Origin of the sequence: Citrobacter sp. C5_2 (assembly GCF_014596845.2) — a bacterium.
In the GTDB taxonomy this organism is placed as follows: domain Bacteria; phylum Pseudomonadota; class Gammaproteobacteria; order Enterobacterales; family Enterobacteriaceae; genus Citrobacter; species Citrobacter werkmanii.
Genome location: NZ_CP115032.1, coordinates 2,487,929 through 2,507,922, shown reverse-complemented (window position 1 = coordinate 2,507,922; position 19,994 = coordinate 2,487,929). Strand labels below are relative to the sequence as shown.

At 49.1% G+C, this 19,994-nt stretch carries 23 protein-coding genes; 11 read left to right on the top strand and 12 right to left on the bottom strand.

Going from position 1 to position 19,994, the window contains the following annotated elements; all coding sequences use genetic code 11:
- The first annotated feature begins 81 nt into the window (after positions 1-81).
- From ompC to ttcA, 4 genes are all read left to right on the top strand, one after another.
- Entirely contained in the window at positions 82-1,212 is a 1,131-nt protein-coding gene (ompC, locus tag ICA20_RS12320; protein WP_038640818.1) for a porin OmpC, read from the top strand.
- 146 nt (positions 1,213-1,358) lie between these two features.
- On the top strand, positions 1,359-1,571 hold the full coding sequence (locus ICA20_RS12315) for a KTSC domain-containing protein (RefSeq protein WP_069324961.1): 213 nt from the start codon (positions 1,359-1,361) through the stop codon (positions 1,569-1,571).
- Positions 1,572-1,652: 81 nt separating this feature from the next.
- The gene (uspF, locus tag ICA20_RS12310; RefSeq protein WP_006684401.1) at positions 1,653-2,087 is read left to right on the top strand and encodes a universal stress protein UspF; all 435 of its coding nucleotides are present in this window, start codon (positions 1,653-1,655) and stop codon (positions 2,085-2,087) included.
- Between the two features lie 197 nt (positions 2,088-2,284).
- On the top strand, positions 2,285-3,220 hold the full coding sequence (ttcA, locus tag ICA20_RS12305) for a tRNA 2-thiocytidine(32) synthetase TtcA (protein ID WP_038640822.1): 936 nt from the start codon (positions 2,285-2,287) through the stop codon (positions 3,218-3,220).
- A 48-nt stretch (positions 3,221-3,268) separates the two neighbouring features.
- Here ttcA and dbpA read toward each other — a convergent pair whose 3' ends face one another.
- The 4 genes from dbpA to ICA20_RS12285 all read right to left on the bottom strand — a co-directional run bounded on the left by dbpA (position 3,269) and on the right by ICA20_RS12285 (position 7,375).
- Complete coding sequence (dbpA, locus tag ICA20_RS12300; protein WP_038640824.1) at positions 3,269-4,642, bottom strand: ATP-dependent RNA helicase DbpA; 1,374 nt, start codon at positions 4,640-4,642, stop codon at positions 3,269-3,271.
- Between the two features lie 28 nt (positions 4,643-4,670).
- Positions 4,671-4,853: a hypothetical protein gene (locus tag ICA20_RS12295; protein WP_071888136.1), complete on the bottom strand. Its 183-nt coding sequence runs from the start codon at positions 4,851-4,853 to the stop codon at positions 4,671-4,673.
- 274 nt (positions 4,854-5,127) lie between these two features.
- Positions 5,128-6,111 (bottom strand): zinc transporter ZntB, encoded by a 984-nt coding sequence (gene zntB, locus ICA20_RS12290; RefSeq protein ID WP_038640826.1) that lies wholly within the window; start codon positions 6,109-6,111, stop codon positions 5,128-5,130.
- 154 nt (positions 6,112-6,265) lie between these two features.
- Positions 6,266-7,375: a methyl-accepting chemotaxis protein gene (locus ICA20_RS12285; protein ID WP_038643181.1), complete on the bottom strand. Its 1,110-nt coding sequence runs from the start codon at positions 7,373-7,375 to the stop codon at positions 6,266-6,268.
- Positions 7,376-8,088: 713 nt separating this feature from the next.
- On the opposite strand from ICA20_RS12285, the gene ICA20_RS12280 reads away from it, so the two are divergent.
- The gene (locus ICA20_RS12280) at positions 8,089-9,321 is read left to right on the top strand and encodes a sensor domain-containing diguanylate cyclase (protein WP_038640831.1); all 1,233 of its coding nucleotides are present in this window, start codon (positions 8,089-8,091) and stop codon (positions 9,319-9,321) included.
- 12 nt (positions 9,322-9,333) lie between these two features.
- Here the strand turns inward: ICA20_RS12280 and smrA are convergent, their stop codons facing one another.
- The gene (smrA, locus tag ICA20_RS12275) at positions 9,334-9,897 is read right to left on the bottom strand and encodes a DNA endonuclease SmrA (protein WP_038640833.1); all 564 of its coding nucleotides are present in this window, start codon (positions 9,895-9,897) and stop codon (positions 9,334-9,336) included.
- 213 nt (positions 9,898-10,110) lie between these two features.
- Here smrA and ogt point away from each other — a divergent pair, with 213 nt between their 5' ends.
- From ogt to uspE, 3 genes are all read left to right on the top strand, one after another.
- A complete protein-coding gene (gene ogt, locus ICA20_RS12270; RefSeq protein ID WP_038640835.1) occupies positions 10,111-10,626 on the top strand; it encodes a methylated-DNA--[protein]-cysteine S-methyltransferase in 516 nt (171 codons plus the stop codon).
- 194 nt (positions 10,627-10,820) lie between these two features.
- Positions 10,821-11,573: a fumarate/nitrate reduction transcriptional regulator Fnr gene (gene fnr / locus ICA20_RS12265; RefSeq protein ID WP_003020397.1), complete on the top strand. Its 753-nt coding sequence runs from the start codon at positions 10,821-10,823 to the stop codon at positions 11,571-11,573.
- Positions 11,574-11,724: 151 nt separating this feature from the next.
- Positions 11,725-12,675: a universal stress protein UspE gene (gene uspE / locus ICA20_RS12260; RefSeq protein WP_038640838.1), complete on the top strand. Its 951-nt coding sequence runs from the start codon at positions 11,725-11,727 to the stop codon at positions 12,673-12,675.
- Positions 12,676-12,722: 47 nt separating this feature from the next.
- On the opposite strand, the gene ICA20_RS12255 is transcribed toward uspE, so the two are convergent.
- Positions 12,723-12,983: a DUF2534 family protein gene (locus tag ICA20_RS12255; protein WP_038640840.1), complete on the bottom strand. Its 261-nt coding sequence runs from the start codon at positions 12,981-12,983 to the stop codon at positions 12,723-12,725.
- 244 nt (positions 12,984-13,227) lie between these two features.
- On the opposite strand from ICA20_RS12255, the gene ICA20_RS12250 reads away from it, so the two are divergent.
- Positions 13,228-14,259 carry a mechanosensitive ion channel family protein gene (locus ICA20_RS12250; RefSeq protein WP_038640842.1) on the top strand — a complete coding sequence of 344 codons (1,032 nt, stop codon included), beginning with the start codon at positions 13,228-13,230 and terminating at the stop codon, positions 14,257-14,259.
- 38 nt (positions 14,260-14,297) lie between these two features.
- Here ICA20_RS12250 and ICA20_RS12245 read toward each other — a convergent pair whose 3' ends face one another.
- The 3 genes from ICA20_RS12245 to ICA20_RS12235 form a co-directional block, all read right to left on the bottom strand.
- Positions 14,298-15,350 carry an NAD(P)-dependent alcohol dehydrogenase gene (locus ICA20_RS12245; RefSeq protein WP_038640844.1) on the bottom strand — a complete coding sequence of 351 codons (1,053 nt, stop codon included), beginning with the start codon at positions 15,348-15,350 and terminating at the stop codon, positions 14,298-14,300.
- A gap of 29 nt (positions 15,351-15,379) precedes the next feature.
- The gene (locus tag ICA20_RS12240; RefSeq protein ID WP_038640846.1) at positions 15,380-16,009 is read right to left on the bottom strand and encodes a carboxymuconolactone decarboxylase family protein; all 630 of its coding nucleotides are present in this window, start codon (positions 16,007-16,009) and stop codon (positions 15,380-15,382) included.
- Positions 16,010-16,180: 171 nt separating this feature from the next.
- A complete protein-coding gene (locus ICA20_RS12235) occupies positions 16,181-16,564 on the bottom strand; it encodes a VOC family protein (protein ID WP_038640848.1) in 384 nt (127 codons plus the stop codon).
- A 117-nt stretch (positions 16,565-16,681) separates the two neighbouring features.
- On the opposite strand from ICA20_RS12235, the gene ICA20_RS12230 reads away from it, so the two are divergent.
- Positions 16,682-17,452, top strand: coding sequence for a DeoR/GlpR family DNA-binding transcription regulator (locus ICA20_RS12230; protein WP_038640850.1), 771 nt, complete (start codon positions 16,682-16,684; stop codon positions 17,450-17,452).
- Positions 17,453-17,478: 26 nt separating this feature from the next.
- Here the strand turns inward: ICA20_RS12230 and ICA20_RS12225 are convergent, their stop codons facing one another.
- Both ICA20_RS12225 and ICA20_RS12220 read right to left on the bottom strand, forming a co-directional pair.
- Positions 17,479-17,748, bottom strand: a complete 270-nt coding sequence (locus tag ICA20_RS12225; RefSeq protein ID WP_038640852.1) for a Rho-binding antiterminator — start codon at positions 17,746-17,748, stop codon at positions 17,479-17,481.
- Positions 17,749-17,814: 66 nt separating this feature from the next.
- Complete coding sequence (locus ICA20_RS12220) at positions 17,815-18,045, bottom strand: glutaredoxin domain-containing protein (RefSeq protein WP_038640854.1); 231 nt, start codon at positions 18,043-18,045, stop codon at positions 17,815-17,817.
- A 116-nt stretch (positions 18,046-18,161) separates the two neighbouring features.
- Between ICA20_RS12220 and ICA20_RS12215 the strand changes: the two genes are divergently transcribed.
- Entirely contained in the window at positions 18,162-18,725 is a 564-nt protein-coding gene (locus ICA20_RS12215) for a MarR family transcriptional regulator (RefSeq protein ID WP_038640857.1), read from the top strand.
- 85 nt (positions 18,726-18,810) lie between these two features.
- Here ICA20_RS12215 and ICA20_RS12210 read toward each other — a convergent pair whose 3' ends face one another.
- Positions 18,811-19,680, bottom strand: coding sequence for an aldo/keto reductase (locus tag ICA20_RS12210; RefSeq protein WP_038640858.1), 870 nt, complete (start codon positions 19,678-19,680; stop codon positions 18,811-18,813).
- Positions 19,681-19,994 lie beyond the last annotated feature (314 nt).

The window sequence follows — 19,994 nt, the reverse complement described above, 5'->3', positions numbered from 1 at the left end:
TTACGGAACTTCTCCTTTAGCATGCTTTTACTCCCTACATGGGTAGTCACAGGTTAATAAAAAAACTAAAGGATTATTTCAATGAACAGAAAAGTACTGGCTCTCGTAATTCCTGCCCTGCTGGCTGCAGGCGCGGCTCACGCTGCTGAAGTTTATAATAAAGACGGCAACAAATTAGATCTCTATGGCAAAGTAGACGGCCTGCATTACTTCTCTGACGACGCGAACAGCGATGGCGATCAGACTTATATGCGTATGGGCTTCAAAGGCGAAACCCAGGTTAACGATATGATCACCGGCTATGGCCAGTGGGAATATCAGGTTCAGGCTAACACTACCGAAAACGATAAAGGTAACTCCTGGACTCGTCTGGCGTTCGCGGGTATTAAAGTTGGTGACTACGGCTCATTCGACTACGGTCGTAACTACGGCGTACTGTATGATGTAGAAGCCTGGACCGATATGCTGCCAGAATTCGGTGGTGACTCCTACACCAAAGCGGATAACTTCATGACCGGTCGTGCTAACGGCGTAGCGACCTACCGTAACACCGACTTCTTTGGTCTGGTTGACGGTCTGAACGTTGCACTGCAGTATCAGGGCGCGAACGAACAGACAAGTGATGAGCAGGAAGGCACCAACAATGGTGGCGACCGTAATGTGAAGAATTCCAACGGTGACGGTTTCGGTATCTCCTCTACCTACGATCTGGGTATGGGCGTAACCTTCGGTGCTGCCTATACCTCTTCTGACCGTACCAACGAGCAGGTGAACCATTCTACCGCTGGTGGCGATAAAGCTGACGCGTGGACTGCTGGCCTGAAATACGATGCGAATAACATCTACCTGGCAACCATGTACTCCGAAACCCGTAATATGACCCCGTACGGCGGCTCTGACGGTAGTGATTACACTATTGCCAACAAAACTCAGAACTTTGAAGTTACTGCGCAATACCAGTTCGATTTCGGTCTGCGTCCGGAAGTGTCTTTCCTGATGTCTAAAGGTAGCGATCTGGCTACTGTAAATGGTAACGATGATAAAGATCTGGTTAAATATGCTTCTGTAGGTGCGACTTACTTCTTCAACAAAAACTTCTCCACCTACGTTGATTACAAAATCAACCTGCTGGACGAAGACGACAGCTTCTACACTCGCAATGACATCTCTACCGATGACACTGTAGCTCTGGGTATGGTTTACCAGTTCTAATTTTGTCAGCCCGCCGGCAACGGCGGGTTTTCTTTCTGTTATCGCAATTCTGTTTTATCCAGATCAAAACATTATATCTGTTGCTTCAAAACACATCCCTGATAGATGATATATTGCATAAAGACCTGTAGTAGAGGATACCTGCAATGAATCATCACCCTGTAAAATCATCCCGTATTGCATCCGTCGGTTATGACGAATCCTCCTGCACGCTTGAAATTCGCTTTCATCAATTGTCTACGCTGCAATACCAGCATGTGCCTGCCCGTATTTTTCGTGATTTCCTGAGCGTAGTCTCTAAAGGTCGATTTTATGATGGGGTAATAAAAGGAAAATTCCCTGAAATCAAAATAAAGTGATGCCAAAATGTGATCTTTGTCATTGTACATAAAGTGCCATTACGCGGTAAGCTTTAGATGGATACTTAAACAGGAGGTTTTATGAACAGAACGATTCTTGTACCCATCGATATTTCAGACTCAGAATTAACTCAACGCGTTATTGCCCATGTTGAAGCAGAAGCAAAAATTGACGATGCGCAGGTCCATTTTTTGACCGTTATTCCGTCACTGCCCTATTACGCTTCCCTGGGACTGGCCTACTCGGCAGAGTTGCCGGCCATGGACGATCTGAAAGCCGAAGCGAAATCTCAACTGGAAGAGATTATCAAGAAGTTCAATATCCCAACGGACAGAGTGCACGTTCATGTCGCGGAAGGTGCGCCGAAAGATAAAATTCTGGAGATGGCTAAAAAATTACCGGCTGATATGGTCATTATCGCTTCTCACCGACCTGACATCACCACTTACCTGCTGGGCTCTAACGCCGCGGCCGTGGTGCGTCATGCTGAGTGTTCAGTTCTGGTTGTCCGCTAAGCTGTCTGGCCCGCACATCGTGGCGGGCTTTTTGTTTTCCCCTTCATACCCCTCGATTCCTGTCCTAAATGTGCTGACATTTTTCCCGCTTATCCGTACCATACACGCCACGGTTTTTATATCAGACTTCTTTTGCCGGACTATCCGGCGTGATGCATACTCTTCTGATGCCACACTATGAATTGAGCCTCTATTAAATGTCGCAAAATCAAGATATTAGCAAGAAAGAACAATACAACCTGAACAAATTGCAAAAACGTCTGCGTCGCAACGTGGGCGAAGCGATTGCCGACTTCAATATGATCGAAGACGGCGATCGCATTATGGTGTGCCTTTCCGGAGGGAAAGACAGCTATACCATGCTGGAGATCCTGCGTAATTTGCAGCAAAGCGCCCCGATCAGTTTTTCCTTAGTTGCGGTTAACCTCGATCAGAAACAACCCGGCTTCCCCGAGCATATTCTGCCGGAGTATCTGCAACAGTTGGGTGTTGAGTATAAAATCGTCGAAGAAAACACCTACGGGATCGTCAAAGATAAAATTCCTGAAGGCAAAACGACCTGCTCGCTATGCTCTCGCCTGCGTCGCGGCATTCTGTACCGCACGGCAACCGAGTTAGGCGCCACCAAGATTGCGCTCGGCCACCATCGTGATGACATCCTGCAAACGCTGTTTTTAAACATGTTCTACGGCGGGAAAATGAAAGGTATGCCGCCGAAGCTGATGAGCGATGACGGTAAGCACATCGTGATCCGTCCACTGGCCTACTGCCGTGAGAAAGATATTGAACGTTTCTCCGAAGCGAAAGGTTTCCCGATTATTCCGTGTAACCTGTGCGGCTCCCAGCCTAATCTGCAACGTCAGGTCATCGCTGATATGCTGCGCGACTGGGACAAACGCTATCCAGGCCGCATTGAAACCATGTTCAGCGCAATGCAGAACGTTGTGCCTTCTCATTTGAGTGATATCAATCTGTTCGATTTTAAAGGCATCAAACACGGTTCAGAGGTGGTGGACGGTGGTGATTTAGCGTTTGACCGCGAAGAGATCCCGCTGCAACCCGCGGGCTGGCAGCCAGAAGAGGATGATACCCAACTGGATGCGCTGCGCCTGAACGTGGTGGAAGTGAAGTAACTTATCATGCCGGATAAACGGAGCGCCATCAGGCGCTCCGACGCGCATTTATTTCAATAAACGAACGCGGCAGGTCTTGCCTTTAATCTTACCGTTTTGCAATTGTTTCCATGCCTTATGCGCCACAGTCTGGCGAACAGCGACGTAAACATGCGCCGGATGGACGGCGATTTTGCCGATATCAGCGCCAGCCAGACCAATATCACCGGTCAGAGCGCCCAGAACATCGCCGGGACGCATTTTAGCCTTTTTACCGCCATCAATGCATAACGTGGCCATCTCAGCGTTCAGCGGCAGAATTGAACCATTGCCCGGCGCAGGCAACCAGTTCAGTTTTAGCTGCAGCATTTCAGCCAGGATATTGGCACGTTGCGCTTCTTCCGGCGCGCAGAAGCTAATCGCCAGACCGCTGTTGCCAGCGCGAGCGGTACGGCCAATACGATGGACATGAACTTCCGGATCCCACGCCAGTTCGAAGTTAACCACCAGTTCCAGCGACTTGATATCCAGACCACGCGCGGCCACATCGGTAGCAACCAGTACACGTGCGCTGCCGTTGGCAAAACGTACCAGCGTCTGATCGCGATCGCGCTGTTCAAGATCGCCATGCAATGAGAGTGCGCTTTGCCCCGCCGCATTCAGTGCATCGCATACGGCCTGACAATCTTTTTTGGTATTACAAAAAACTACACAGGATGCAGGCTGGTGCTGGCTGAGCAATTTTTGCAGCAACGGAATTTTGCCATGGCTGGACGTTTCAAAAAACTGCTGTTCAATGGCTGGCAGCGCATCAACCGTATCAATTTCGATCGTTAGCGGATCTTTCTGTACCCGGCCGCTGATGGCGGCAATCGCCTCCGGCCAGGTCGCAGAAAAAAGCAAGGTCTGACGTGATGCAGGCGCAAAGCGGATCACCTCATCAATCGCGTCGCTAAAACCCATATCCAGCATACGGTCGGCTTCATCCATCACCAGCGTATTCAGCGCATCCAGAGAAACGGTGCCTTTTTGCAGGTGGTCAAGTAAACGCCCCGGCGTGGCGACAATAATATGTGGCGCATGTTGCAGGGAGTCACGCTGTGCGCCAAAGGGCTGGCCGCCGCACAGGGTTAAGATCTTGGTATTGGGCAGAAAGCGCGCTAAACGACGCAGTTCCCCTGCCACCTGGTCGGCAAGCTCACGCGTTGGGCACAGCACCAGAGACTGCGTTTGAAACAGCGCGGCATCAATATGCTGCAACAACCCCAGACCAAAAGCAGCCGTTTTGCCACTGCCGGTTTTAGCCTGCACGCGAACATCCCTCCCCGCCAGGATTGCCGGTAACGCAGCAGCCTGAACAGGCGTCATTTCAAGGTAGCCCAGCTCGTTGAGGTTCTCGAGTTGGGCGGCAGGTAAAACATTCAGGGTTGAAAAAACGGTCACAATTTAATCTCGCGGTAAAAACTCACATTCAGCAGGCGCGTATCCTCGCAGATCTGCGCCCGCGATGCGACAATTTAATCGGCTCCTCATCCGGTGGCGGATCCGGCATCGGCTGCGGACGAGGTAGCGGATCGGGAACAGGAACCGGGTCGGTGGGTAGCGAATCAGCGTTTGGTACTTGCCACTGTAGCATTGCAATCAGACAGGTCATATAGCCCTCCAGTCATCAGGTTGACTCTTTTAGGGTAGACGCTGATTTTCTGCAGGCAAAAAAAAGCCGACTAATCTAAGTCGGCGTCGTACGAATCAATTGTGCTATGCAGTAATTCAAAAAAGGAAGTAAGACAATATGGAGCGCAACGCCCATCGCTTGACGTTGCATTCACCTGCGAGTGAGATATTGCCCCGAATAGGTAGATGGTTTATTGACTTCGCTCAAAAACCTGGCCGTTTTCATGCGTAAAAGCCACTAAAAAATGTTGTTGTTACAACCATTTACTACGATGCAACCATAAAGTAACACCACCAATCAGGACCACTAACAGAATACAGAAAAATGAGAAACCAAACTGCCAGCCGCCGCCGGGGATACCACCGAGGTTAACGCCAAACAGTCCGGTTAAAAATGTACTGGGTAGGAAAACCATCGCCATCAAGGACATTGTATAGGTTCGGCGCGCCAGAGACTCCTGCATAACCTGCGCAATTTCGTCCGCCATGATACCGGTCCGGGCGATACAGGCGTCTATCTCATCCAGCCCTCTTCCCAACCTGTCGGCGATATCCTGCATCCGTCGCCGATGATCGTCGGTCATCCAGGCTAAACGCTCACTCGCCAGGCGCGCATAGACATCGCGCTGAGGCGCCATATAGCGGCGCATCACAATCAGTTGCTTGCGCAGTAATGCCAGGAATCCGCGCGGGGGGATTTGCTGATCGAGCAGGTTATCTTCCAGGTCTATAATCTTGTCGTGCAGTTGCTCGATAAACTCGCTGGCATGATCGGTTAACGCATCGCAGACATCCACCAGCCAGCTACCGCAGTCAGCCGGCCCTGTACCTTCCTGGAGATCGCTGACCACATCATCCAGTGCCAGTACTTTGCGCTGGCGCGTTGAGACAATCAGACGTTCATCCATATACAAGCGCATAGCGACCAGTTGGTCAGGTCGCTCGTCGGTGCTGCCATTAATACAACGCAGCGTGATCAACGTACCTTCCCCGACTCTGCTTACACGTGGGCGCGTACTTTCACCCGCCAGCGCATCACGCACATTATTAGGAAGCAGAGGCGTGGTCGCCAGCCATTGCGCACTTTCAGAATGGGTATAATTAAGATGTAGCCAGCAGGGATGCTGAGCGTCGATAACATCGTTATTTTCCAGCGTTTTCACCCCACCACGGCCATCCAGCAGCCAGGCAAACACGGCATCCGGCACATTAACATCCGTTCCCTTAATGGCTTCCACAGCGCCTCCACAAACATTAAGCTTTTTTCGATAGTCTAGCCGTCAGAATGGGTTAAGCAATATCTCATTGTCCCATTGCGCTGAAATGATTCATAAAAGTCTCTGATAACAGAAAAAGCGCCGACGAATGCGACGCTTGTGGTGAGAGATCCTGTTATGCTCGCTGGCGTATTGCAGGCTCAAGAGTTTTACTTAAGCGAAATTGATGGGTTCGGGACTGGAGATCAATCACCTGGTTTTTCAGGATGCCCGAGGAATCAGAAAGCTCATCCACCATGGCGGCATTACTTTGGGTTACGTTCTCCAGCTCGGCCAGAGCATGAGTGATCCTGATAATCCCTTTCTCCTGCTCCTGGGTAGTCGTTAATATCTCGCCCATCAACTGGCTTAATTGTCCGGCGCCCCCGACGATATCCTGCATATTTTTTTCTGCTTCGCGTACGATAGCCGCGCCTTGCTGAACATTTTGATGAGTCTGGGCAATCAGCTGTTTAATATTTTTAGCTGCATCTGCGCTGCGGTGCGCCAGCTTCCTTACTTCACCAGCCACAACGGAAAACCCTTTTCCATGCTCCCCGGCCCTCGCCGCTTCCACCGCTGCATTCAATGCCAGAATATTTGTCTGGAATGCGATACCATCTATCAGCGTAATAATTTCGGTCATCTGCTCCGCGCATTCGGTAATTGAACGCATATTTGCCGCTACCTGCACCATTAGTTCTCCTCCCTGTCGGGCGCACTGCGTAGCAATTGTCGCCTGGGCGCTGGCTATTTGCGTGTTATCAGCATTATTTCGCGTATTCACCGCGATCTCATCCATGTTGGCAGCCGTCTGCATTAATGCTCCGGATTGCTGTTCTGTTTTCACTGAAAGCTCAGCACTGCGTTCTGCAAGCTGTTCTGAGAGCGCCATTGCCGTTTGTGAGGATATCCTGATCTCATTCACAAGTGTTGAAATATTACTTGATAAGCTATTGATGCCTGGTATAAGTCTACCCGCGCAGTTATTACCAAATTCTGGAATGCTGATCGCCAGATTTCCGGACGTAACCTCTTCAATACTTCTTTTAACCGTATTAATCGGCATCACCAGATATTTGGTCATATACCACCACAGACATAATAGAGAAATGAAGCTTACCAAATTGCTGCCAATAATAACATCAATACCGGCTGCAAGTATTATCTCCACCACATTAAGAGCCACTGCTGTTATTACCAGAAATAAAACAATAAAAGTCCTGACGCTAATATTATTTAACATTTTAGCCCTGTTTACCAAGAAAATGAGGTGAATATTATTTTTTATAGCACCTGCCATGCAAATTGCCATTACCCTGATACGAAAGGCGAATATTCAATAAGAGTCAGCAGCCCTTTCACTTAAATCACAGAATGATGCTGATTATTTGTCTTAATCTGGTGGTTTGTTCTACCAAAAATGATTGCCAGGCTTGTTATCAGATTATTGTGATGGTGAGCACGCAGAGAATACAAAATGTACAGAATTATAATTAACATGAATGCTTATATAAGCATTACCGCATTAATATCAATATTTTTCTGTTCTAACTAATACACATTGTAAAAGCATGAGTACAGCAAGGTGGCGATCTCTGGCCGACGTTGATCTACCTTCTGGCGGGTATCTGGTGGCGCGACAGTGTGTATGGGGATCACCATTTTTGTTGATGATTCCAGCGCCATTCATTCAAATATATTGATGATTAAATCACGTCCAGCACTGACATTAAAAATTGAAAGTCTATTTGCCAAAGATTTTAGCGATTACAGTAAAAATACCAAAATAGTGTCTACTATTATTGGCATAGTCTGTAGCATTAACTGATAACAACATCAGACTAAAGCCAGTTGTACCCCCTTGTCTCACCGACAATCAATAACATTATGAGACGGTAATATAAAAACATTCGCCATTAAATGGGCAACACAGCAGATAAGATAACGGGATTATCGATGAGTATAACCGCGCTGCACTCACTGGACTTATTAACTCTTCCGGTGTGGATTGTTTCACCACATACCGAAGAACTTGTGTTCGCTAATACCGTTGCACGGGAGCTAATGCAGGATTCCTGTTTTGCTACACTGCGAAAAGGCATATTCTCAACATATGCCCAAAATGATTTAACCATGTATCTCAGTGACTTGAAAAATCATCACCCTATTGTGGAAATTCTCACGGTTTATCGCAACGGTGAGGAAATCGCGATGGCCAGTCGCCTGTCCATTAAGTCGCTCCCGGATATGGGGGACATCATTATTTTTGAAGGCATTGAAACACCGACCGCGCAGGGATTGAAAGCCAGTCGTTCTGCGAACTATCAGCGAAACAAGCAGGGATTTTACGCGCGCTTCTTCCAGACCAATGCGGCGCCGATGTTACTTATCGATCCGTCCCGCGATGGTTTGATCGTCGATGCGAATCTCAGCGCACTGAATTTTTATGGTTACAGCCATGATGTGATGTGCCAGAAACATACATGGGAAATCAACATGCTGAGCCGTCATATCCTACCGGTGATGCATGAAATCGCCCATCTGCCCGGCGGTCATAAGCCATTGCATTTTGTTCATAAGCTTGCAGATGGCTCCTTACGTCACGTACAAACTTATGCCGGACCGATCGAAATCTACGGCAATAAGCTCATGCTGTGTATCATTCATGACATTACCGAACAAAAGAGGCTGGAGCAGGAACTCGAACAAGCGGCCCTGCGTGACGCCCTGACCGGATTACTGAACCGCCGACATTTTTATCAGGTAACCGAACCACAACAGACGCACGCGATGTCATTGACGCAGGACTACAGCCTGCTGTTAATCGACACCGATCGCTTTAAAAGCATTAACGATCTCTTCGGTCATTTAAGAGGTGACGATGTGCTTTGCGCTCTGGCGCGAACGCTGGAGTCCTGCGCGAGAAAGGACGACCTGATTTTTCGCTGGGGAGGTGAAGAGTTTGTACTCCTTCTGCCGCGAACCTCACTGGAGGTTGCCCTTAATCTCGCAGAAGTAATACGCGCGGCGGTGGCCAAGGTGACGCTTCCTGGCCTTCCCCGCTTTACCGTCAGCATTGGCGTTGCGCGGCACGAAACCAATGAAAGTATCGATGAGCTATTCAAACGCGTTGACGACGCGCTGTACAAAGCCAAAAACGAAGGGCGGAACCGGGTACTGGCCGCCTGATGTTTATGTCGGTCAGCGACTGCGCTTAGCGTGACGCTCCCAGTTCTCCTGTTTTGCCTGCGCAGTTTTACGTAATGCCACATAGCATGCTCCGCTGCCGCCGTGATGCGGCAGTGCGGCGCAGTAGGCTTGTACATCTTCAAATTCCGTCAGCCAACGCGCAACATAGCTGCGAACAATGTTGGCATGAGAATTATCGTCGCGCCCCTTGCCGTGTATCACCAACACGTTACGCAATCCTTCTTGCTGCGCCTGCAGAATAAAACTGAAGAGCATCTGACGGCAGGTTTCAACGGGCTGACGGACGAGATTGAGACTCGCCTGCTGCGGATACTTACCGGTTCGTAGTTTGTCAGTCACACCGTGCTGCAAACCTTCGCGGCGAAACTCCAATGGTACGCTCAACGGGACAATATCGAGAAAACCCGTTGAGAGAAAATTATCCAATTGCAGCGTATCAATACGAGCCGGAGCGCGGAGATTGCGCGTGGGCTGCCAGTGCACTTCGGTGCGGCTTTTCAGCGGTTGAACATCCCCCATCGCGTCAAGAAACAACGATGCGTCATCAAGGTTCATGTTTCATCCTCCAGCGTATTGCGACGGGTCTTATCATAACCGTGCACTATTATACCGACAACGGTTTACGATTATTTCCAATAATTCACCAGGTTCACGCAGTGGAAGCGATCTACTTCCAACAAACGGATATCCATTTTAGAGGTATAGCTGCGACGATAACTGGCGTGATAATGTGTCATCTTGCCTGTAATGTTGCAATGAGAGAAACGGATGCTGAACTTACTGGAAGACACCATCGCCACGCCGCTGGGCCCGCTGTGGATCATTTGCGATGAGCAATTTCGTCTGCGCGCGGTCGAATGGGATCAACACAGCGATCGTATGGTGCAGTTGCTGGACATTCATTACCGCGCTGAAGGTTATCAGCGTATCGCTGCCAAAAACCCTGGCGGATTGAGTGATAAGCTGGCTGAATATTTTGCCGGAAACCTTAGCATTATTGACACACTGGAAACCGCCACCGCGGGTACCCCCTTCCAGCGTGAAGTCTGGCAAGCGTTACGTACCATTCCCTGTGGACAAGTCATGCATTATGGTCAACTGGCCGAACAACTGGGACGCCCTGGCGCTGCCAGAGCCGTCGGGGCGGCGAACGGGTCAAACCCGGTAAGTATTGTAGTGCCTTGTCATCGCGTCATTGGGCGTAACGGTACTATGACTGGATATGCCGGCGGTGTGCAGCGAAAAGAGTGGCTATTGCGTCATGAAGGCTATTTACTACTCTAGAATCCAGGCAATTAATGCCTTATTCATCACACTTCCACATAATACAGCCTTAAATAAAGTACGGTTAATCAGGTAGATACAAACATTCAACCCAGTTATGCCTGAATTATTCTCTATTGGGAGTAGCTCAGGCTTACGTGCTCACCAAAAAGATGTTAAAATTGACAAATATCAATTACGGCTTGAGCAGACCTATGATCCCGGAAAAGCGAATTATACGGCGCATTCAGTCTGGCGGTTGTGCTATCCATTGCCAGGATTGCAGCATCAGCCAGCTTTGCATCCCGTTCACACTTAACGAGCATGAGCTTGACCAGCTCGATAACATCATCGAGCGCAAAAAGCCTATCCAAAAGGGGCAGACGCTCTTTAAAGCAGGTGATGAACTTAAATCACTCTATGCTATCCGCTCCGGAACGATTAAAAGCTATACCATTACCGAGCAAGGCGATGAGCAAATCACCGGTTTCCATCTGGCAGGTGACCTGGTAGGTTTTGACGCGATTGGCAGCGGTCATCACCCGAGCTTTGCCCAGGCTCTGGAAACCTCAATGGTATGTGAGATTCCTTTCGAAACTCTGGATGACCTGTCCGGCAAAATGCCGAATCTGCGTCAACAGATGATGCGTCTGATGAGTGGCGAAATCAAAGGCGACCAGGACATGATCCTGCTGTTGTCGAAGAAAAACGCTGAAGAGCGCCTGGCGGCCTTTATTTACAATTTGTCCCGCCGCTTCGCCCAACGTGGATTCTCGCCTCGTGAATTCCGTCTGACCATGACTCGTGGCGACATCGGTAACTACCTCGGTCTGACGGTTGAAACTATTAGCCGCCTGCTGGGGCGTTTCCAGAAAAGCGGTATGCTGGCGGTAAAAGGCAAATACATCACTATTGAGAATAGCGATGCGCTGGCAGTTCTTGCTGGCCACACGCGTAACGTTGCGTAATCGTTCTGCAAGTATCTCTGTTATCCTTCTGTCAAATCACTAAATTTTCCCGATTTATTGATCTGGCAGGAGGTTCTCCCCTGTTTCAATCCACATTATTGGGTTACTCTTTTAATTACAAACTGCGATGACAGTTGTAAGGAGACCCTGTATGGCTATGTATAAAAATATGCTGGTCGTCATCGACCCGAACCAGGACGATCAACCAGCATTACGGCGAGCTGTTTATTTGCATCAACGGATTGGTGGCAAAATTAAAGCCTTTTTGCCGATCTATGACTTTTCCTATGAGATGACTACCCTGCTGTCGCCCGATGAGCGTACGGCAATGCGTCAGGGTGTCATCAGCCAGCGAACAGCGTGGATTCGTGAACAAGCGAAATACTACATTGAAGCAGGGATCCCTATTGAGATCAAAGTGGTCTGGCACAACCGCCCCTTTGAAGCCATCATCCAGGAAGTCATCAGCGCCAGGCATGACCTGGTGCTAAAAATGGCGCACCAACACGACCGTCTGGAAGCCGTAATTTTCACCCCGACCGACTGGCATTTGTTGCGTAAATGCCCAAGCCCGGTGTGGATGGTTAAAGACCAGCCGTGGCCTGAAGGCGGTAAAGCGCTGGTTGCGGTGAACCTCGCCAGTGAAGAGGCCTATCACAACGCGCTTAATGAAAAGCTGGTCAAAGAAACGCTGCAACTGGCGGAACAGGTTAACCATACCGAAGTGCATCTGGTTGGCGCCTACCCTGTTACACCTATCAACATTGCGATTGAACTCCCTGAATTTGATCCCAGCGTATATAACGATGCGATTCGTGGACAGCATCTGCTGGCAATGAAGGCATTACGCCAGAAATTCAGTATCGATGAGAAAGTAACGCACGTTGAAAAAGGATTGCCTGAAGAGGTTATTCCTGATTTAGCCGAACACTTACAGGCGGGCATCGTGGTGCTGGGCACCGTCGGACGTACTGGCATCTCTGCCGCGTTCCTCGGTAATACTGCTGAGCAGGTTATCGATCATCTACGCTGTGACCTGCTGGTTATCAAGCCGGATCAGTATCAGACGCCAGTGGAACTGGATGACGACGAAGACGACTAACCGCACCATACAATGCCGGATGGATATTCATCCGGCATGATAAACATTTAGTGTTTCTCGTCGCCACCAAGAAAATAGATGCCCAGCGGAATGGCAAGCAGAATGGTAAACACCATGCTGTAGACACAAATCATTGCAGATTGAATGGCATACATTGAGGCGGTCCAGTCGGATAGCGGAATGTCATACTGTTCAATAACGCCGCCGATCGTCGCTCGCGTGACTACCGACGCTGCGATAATAAACACTCCAAGCAGGCACAACAAAAACTTTCGTCCCTTCGCTGTCTTCAGCTTAGCCATGATCATAGTACTGTCCTTTTGCAGATGAAAATCTTGTTACTTTGCGCTAACAATACCATGACATCAGCTTACTGTCTGCTACATAACGCCCCTTCATCAGTGACGCCTGCGTGATTGCGCTGAAAATAGCGCTGATTGCATTATTTCTCTCGCCCTTTGATTAATGATCTGAGCGCCAAAACTGCGTAAAATATCCGATGAGCGGGATGTCAGATGATATTTAGCAACCACGGAGCTGCCAGGAAGGATCATGATCGCTGAACTGTTTATGAATAATGCGTTTAATTTGACGGTAATTCTCAGTTGCTTTACCGCACTGGTGCTGATGAGCGTTTGGTTTCATCGTGGTGAAAGACGTTGCAAAGGGTTCATATTTCATGCGGCACAATTTTTCGTCTATGCCATTATCATTGGAACCTTCGGCAGTATTGCCAATAACGTGATCGAGAGTTACAACCTGAAATTTATCTCTCCCAGCGTAGTCGATTTCATCTGCACCTCGTTAATTGCGCTGATTCTGACAATCAAACTTTTTCTGGTGATTAATCAGTTTGAAAAGACGCAGATTAATAAAGGCAGAGATATTACCAGCGCGAGGATCCTGTCGCGGATCATTAAGATTACCATCGTGGTCGCCATCATTTTGCTGTATGGCGAACATTTCGGCATGAGCTTATCGGGTCTGCTAACCTTTGGCGGCATCGGTGGTATCGCTGTAGGTATGGCAGGTAAAGACATTCTGAGCAATTTTTTCTCCGGCATTATGCTCTATTTCGACAGACCGTTTAGCATCGGTGACTGGATCCGTTCCCCGGACCGTAATATTGAAGGCACAGTGACAGAAATTGGCTGGCGAATGACCAAAATAAACACCTTCGATCATCGCCCATTGTACGTCCCAAACTCGATTTTCTCCTCAATCAGCGTAGAAAATCCAGGGCGTATGACCAACAGAAGAATCAAAACGGTGATCGGATTACGATATGAAGATGCCGATAAAATTGGGGCAGTTGTCGAGGCGGTCAGACAAATGCTGCAAAATCATCCGGGGATAGACCAGAAACAAACTCTACTGGTCTATTTCAATGAATTTGCTGATTCATCGTTAAATATCATGGTGTACTGCTTCACGAAAACTACCGTATGGCAGGAATGGCTTGCGGTACAACAGGACGTTTATTTGAAAATTATTTCGATAGTCCAGACAAACGGCGCCGACTTCGCCTTCCCCAGCCAGACGCTGTATATGGATAATCCTGAAGTATCGCCATCGAGACACTAACAAACGTAAAGACGCGGAAATCCGCGTCTTTTTTAGCGTTATTTCAGCGAGGCAATATCAATCACAAAGCGGTATTTCACATCGCTTTTCAACATCCGCTGCCAGGCGCTATTAATATCCTGAATATTGATCACTTCGACATCGGCTGTAATACCGTGCTGGCCGCAAAAATCTAACATTTCCTGCGTTTCTGCAATCCCGCCGATAACCGAACCCGCGACGGATTTCCGCCCGAGAATCAGTGGAACCGTATTCAGGAAAGGATCCAATGCGCCCAGATAGCCAACCAGCACCAGCGTACCGCTTAGCGCCAACGTTGGGATATAGGGATTCAGGTCGTGGACATACGGAACAGTATCAATAATCAGATCAAACTGATTACCGGCGGCCTTCATCTGCTCAGGGTCAGTGGAAAGCACAACGTGACTGGCACCCAGACGTCTGGCATCTGCTTCTTTATCTGGCGAACGCGTGAACAGCGTAACTTCAGCCCCCAATGCGTTAGCGAGTTTGATGGCCATATGCCCGAGGCCGCCCAACCCAACAACCGCGACTTTACTGCCCTCTCCAACCTGCCAGTGACGCAGCGGCGACCATGTGGTGATCCCGGCACAAAGCAGCGGCGCCGCGCCGCGTAAATCTATCCCTTCCGGAACCTTCACAACAAACTTTTCGGTAACGACAATCTTGTCGGAATAGCCCCCGAAGGTAGGCAGGCCATCATGACGATCGATATCGTTATACGTGAGCGTGTTACCCTCTTCGCAATATTGCTCTAGCCCCTGTTCGCAGGCGCTACAGTGCTGGCATGAGTCAACCATGCAGCCAACCCCGACGAGATCGCCTACGGCAAATTTGGTCACCGACTTCCCGACATGCACCACACGGCCAATGATTTCGTGTCCCGGCACCATCGGATACTTAGCCCCGCCCCAGTCATTATAGGCATTGTGGATATCTGAGTGACATACACCGCTGTATAAGATATCAATAACCACGTCATCTTCGCGCGGATCGCGACGAACAAAGCTGTGTGGAACCAGATCTTCTTTCACCGCCAGAGCGGCATAACCCTTCACGTTCATGACCATTAAGATTTCCTCAGGGATTAGGTATTACCTTAACCGCAACATTCATCAACAACCGCGCGGGCATTAGTTGCTATCTCACTACCACAATGCTGTTCGAGTATTGCAATAAATTCAATGAGTTGGTCAGTGGTAATGCCGATATTCAGACAGATAGCAAAATGGCTCTTCAGTTGACTGTCCACACCGCCTAATACCGCTAACGCAGAAATCGTCGCCAGCTCCCGCATCTTCCAGTTGAGGACATCACGCTGAAAAATATCGCCAAATAAATGTGCCTTTAGCCAGACATCAATGGCAGGCGCAAAATCGAACAGCGGCCCACTGACCGGATGTCCGACGAGCTGGGTCTGGGTGCAACTCCCCGCCTGGAAACTGTCCCAGCCCTCCGTCGGCGGCGTGGCCGGATTTCCCTCTGGGTCGGTAATTCCTCTTTCTCTACGGTTTTTAACCACGGACATTAAACAAGCAAGTCCGTTCAGGCTGCGGGGGAAACCGCAGTAAGCATAGAGCTGTTGCAGAATTTCCTTCGCTTCATTGAGGGTGAGTCCCGCATCCAGCCCGGCATTTAATGCTGCATCCAGTTTTTCACTCTGACCTGTAGCGGTGAACGCGGCAATAGGTATGATTGCCTGCTGTCTGGCATCCAGTTGATGTTGCATGTTTGATTCTCCAAAATAACGCCAGCGTACTGCTGGTGGGTACTGAAACAGTAAAATTATAGAGACCCAATGCACCGATGATTAGAGGGTTAAATAAGAACGAACCTATGAACAATATTCATCAATAATCAGCCACCGATGCCATTTATCAGCAGGGAAATTTGTACAGCTTTAGGCGACAATCTCAATGAAATTACCATCAGGATCTCGTATTACCGCTTCGTAATAGCCATCACCGGTAGTTCGTGGAGCAGAAGTTAAAATCCCCTGTTCCTGCGCGCGTTTCGCGATGGCATCAACTTTTGCCGCGCAGCCGACAGAGAGTGCAAGGTGCACCCATCCGCTGGTGTTATTGTCTGGCTGCCATCTTGTCAGGCCCGGTTTGGTCATTATTTCAATCGCAATCTCATCACCAATACGAACAAAATAAGATTCAAATCCAGGGTTGGTTTTACTGCAGTATTTTTCGTTAATCTTGCCGTCAAAGAACGTGACCCAGAAACGCGCTTGCTGCTCGAGATCCTGTGTCCATAAAGCCATATGCGCAATCTTCATCGCGAACCTCTTCTCGTTATATTCCGAACAGTATGTTCTCAAGAATGTTGACATCGTTAATCATAATGCACGATCATGCGTGATTCTGCTCGATATTTTTAGTTAACTGGAGTATTTATGCTCGATTATGCTGCTTTCCCGGAACAGCGCCAGGCGCTTATCTATCAGATCTTGCAGGAAAACGGCAGAGTCATTTGTTCCGAGCTCGCCAGTCGGTTAGGCGTTTCTGAACATACGATCCGCCGCGACCTGCATGAGCTGAGTAAAGATGGCGTGTGTAAAAAGGTTTATGGCGGCGCGGTCATTACCCTTCCTGAATCCGAAGACATCGCCGTACGCAAGAGCATTAATGTGGCGAAAAAAAACAGTATCGCGCAGAGGTGCGCCCGGTTGGTCAAATCCGGAAGCTGCATTTTTATCGACACGGGCAGCACAAATTTAGCGATGGCTGAAGCTCTGCCCGCCGAACTGGCATTAACCGTAGTGACCAACTCACCAGAGATTGCCGCCGTTTTGCTGGAAAAACCGCTGTTTGAGGTCATCATGTTGGGCGGCGCGGTGCAGAGATCCTCGGGAGGATGTGTGGGGGCCACAGCCACCGCACAAGTGCAGAACATCTTATTCGATCAGGGTTTTATTGGCGGCTGCGCGATGTCGCCAGAATCCGGCTTAACCGGATTTGATTATGCGGATTGCGAGTTCAAAAAGGCGGTAATCAAACAGTGCGATGAAACTATCGTCGCACTGACGGCGGAAAAGATCCCGGCCGTCGCCCGTTATGTCGTCACCGAAAGCAGCAATATTGATGTGATTGTCGTGGAGGAAAATATCAGCAAAGAGTATGCCACGGCTTTCCAGGCGCATGACATTCGTATTTATACCGTATAGCAGCAGCGAATTTGTTGCGTCGTTACTCAACGAAAGCTCACGACGCTAAACGTCGCCCCGGCCGTCAGCGTAGCGATCGCAGACAAACGATCCAGACGAATTTTTTGTTGGTTGTCATGGCATTCCACCAGCAGAAATTCTTCTTTATCTCTGGTAGTGCAGGTGGTCAACGCTCTGGCATCCATACACGTGCCATCGGTTAGCTCAATACGCAACCAATAATGGTACAGGCAGGCGACCTCCAGATAATCATGAAGATCGCAATCTATCGGATGGTATTTTCCCGTCGCATTCATAACGTCCCTTCCTTACAGCTCCGTATGTTCGGGAAATTGCTTATGCCACTTCCCGAACGCACCGGGTTATTTCAGCGCTTCAATGGGGGCGCCAAAATTGATATGCAGCACATTGCCGTCGATCACCAGCGCCGGAACGGACTTCACGCCAGCCAGTTCGGCTTCCGCAACCCGGCCAGGTTGTTCTCCCAGATGAATAACATCGACTTCAACATCAGAGGACAGATGCTGAAGCAGCGCTTGTTCTGCGGAAACGCAAACCGGGCAACCGGCATGATAAAAACGGGCTTTCGTCATGATGGGTCTCCTTTTAAATTATAGTATCGATTCGATACTATAATTTATGCTACGCCACTTTTATGCTTTGTCAATATAGTTTTTAATCGATACTATATGTCGAGGAGGAAGTTGTTATGCACGACATGTCACTTTTCGATGTCCTGGACAGGCTTTCCAGCCTGACACGGATGTGGTTTCGCCAACATCCATTACTGGCGGATCTGCAGCCGGTACAACTCAGCGCGTTAATGTATCTGGCCCGTTGCAACCGTTATTCCAATACGCCGCTTGGCGTAACGGACTACCTCGGTCTCACCAAAGGCACCGTATCGCAATCGCTGAAGCTCCTGGAAAGCAAAGGACTGATTGTTCGCAAGCAGGATGCCCGCGATAAACGCAGCGTACATTTACAGTTAACTGAATCAGCCGGTACGTTACTGGATGCCCTGCTCCCGCCGACGTTTTTAGTGGCGGGTGAAACGGCGATGGGTGAACGCGCGACGGTACTTAAAGAGCTACTATTTGAACTGTTACGTGGGATCCAGCGGACCAACAATGTGCCTGGCTTTGGTCTTTGCCATAGCTGTCGATTCCACCAAAAAACGGGTGGACAGGGATTTTGTAATCTGACGAAAGAGGTGTTAAGTGAAGAGGATTCGTTGCTGATTTGCCGTGAACACCAGCCCCCGGAAACCTAAAATGGCTGGCGGAAAATCACACCAGCCATTTTAACGCAGGCAAAAAAGTTGTCCGTTTTACGAGCTCGCGACGTTTTCAACACGGTCAGTCGTGGATTTTAACGCCAAGGCAGCCGCGAACGAATTCAGGATTAAAATGCTTCACCGCCTCACCCACATAGCCTAGATCCAGCGCGCTGATTTGCGCCATTTCACTATCCGTGAGTGAGAAATCCCAGATGGCAAAATTCTCTGCAATACGCTCCTGCCGGGTGGATTTAGGAATCACCGTCACGCCGCGCTGCACGTTCCAGCGCAGAACAACCTGAGCAACGGTTTTTTTGTGGGTATCCGCAATTCCCTGAAGCATTTCATCTTCATATGGTTTATGCCTCCCACCGCCTAACGGCGCCCAGGCTTCAGGCTGAACGTTGTAGCGCTTCATCGTTTCAATGGCTACAGGTTGCGCAAAGTAAGGATGCAATTCGACCTGGTTCACCATCGGCTGAATTCTGACGGTTTCACAGAAGTTAGCTAACACATGCGCATAGAAGTTGGAGACGCCAATGGCCTTCAGTTTACCGGCTTCATAAGCCTCTTCCAGAGCGCGCCAGGCGCTGAAATAATCGCCCATGGCCTGATGCAATAAATAAAGATCAAAATATTCCAGGCCCGATTTTTTCAGCGACGCCTCAATACCGGCTTTAGCCATATCGTAGTTGGCCATATCCTGGACCCACAGCTTAGAAGTGATAAATAACTCCTCGCGGGTACACAGACCTTCGGCAATGGCTGCACGAACCGCCTCACCCACGGCATCTTCATTGCTGTATACGGCTGCGGTATCGATGAGGCGGTAACCGGTGCGAATAGCGCTTAGAACTGACTGCTTACACTCTTCCTTATCGGTGACCTTAAAAACGCCAAAACCAACCATCGGCATTCTGCAGTTGTTACTTAGTACTGAGTATTCCACGGCCAAGCCCCTGTCATGTTAAAACACTATTTTAGGCCAGAAACCCCGCCGTGATTACCCAGTCATCTCTGATTTGACCTATGCATGGCATTCATTAATACAGATGAGGTTGTTCTGTTAAAGAAGAGGGTAAGAAAGGATAAAGGCTGCGATATCAGCCTTTATGAACGCATCAGGACAGTCCTGCTCTACGGAACCAACATGGCATATGAACCTAATTCATGGTTCCGGACATAGCCCCTTCTGGTCGACACTATAAACTCTGAGTAATGTTGTAGTCTGCATAACAGACTACAACATTCAGATGAGATCAA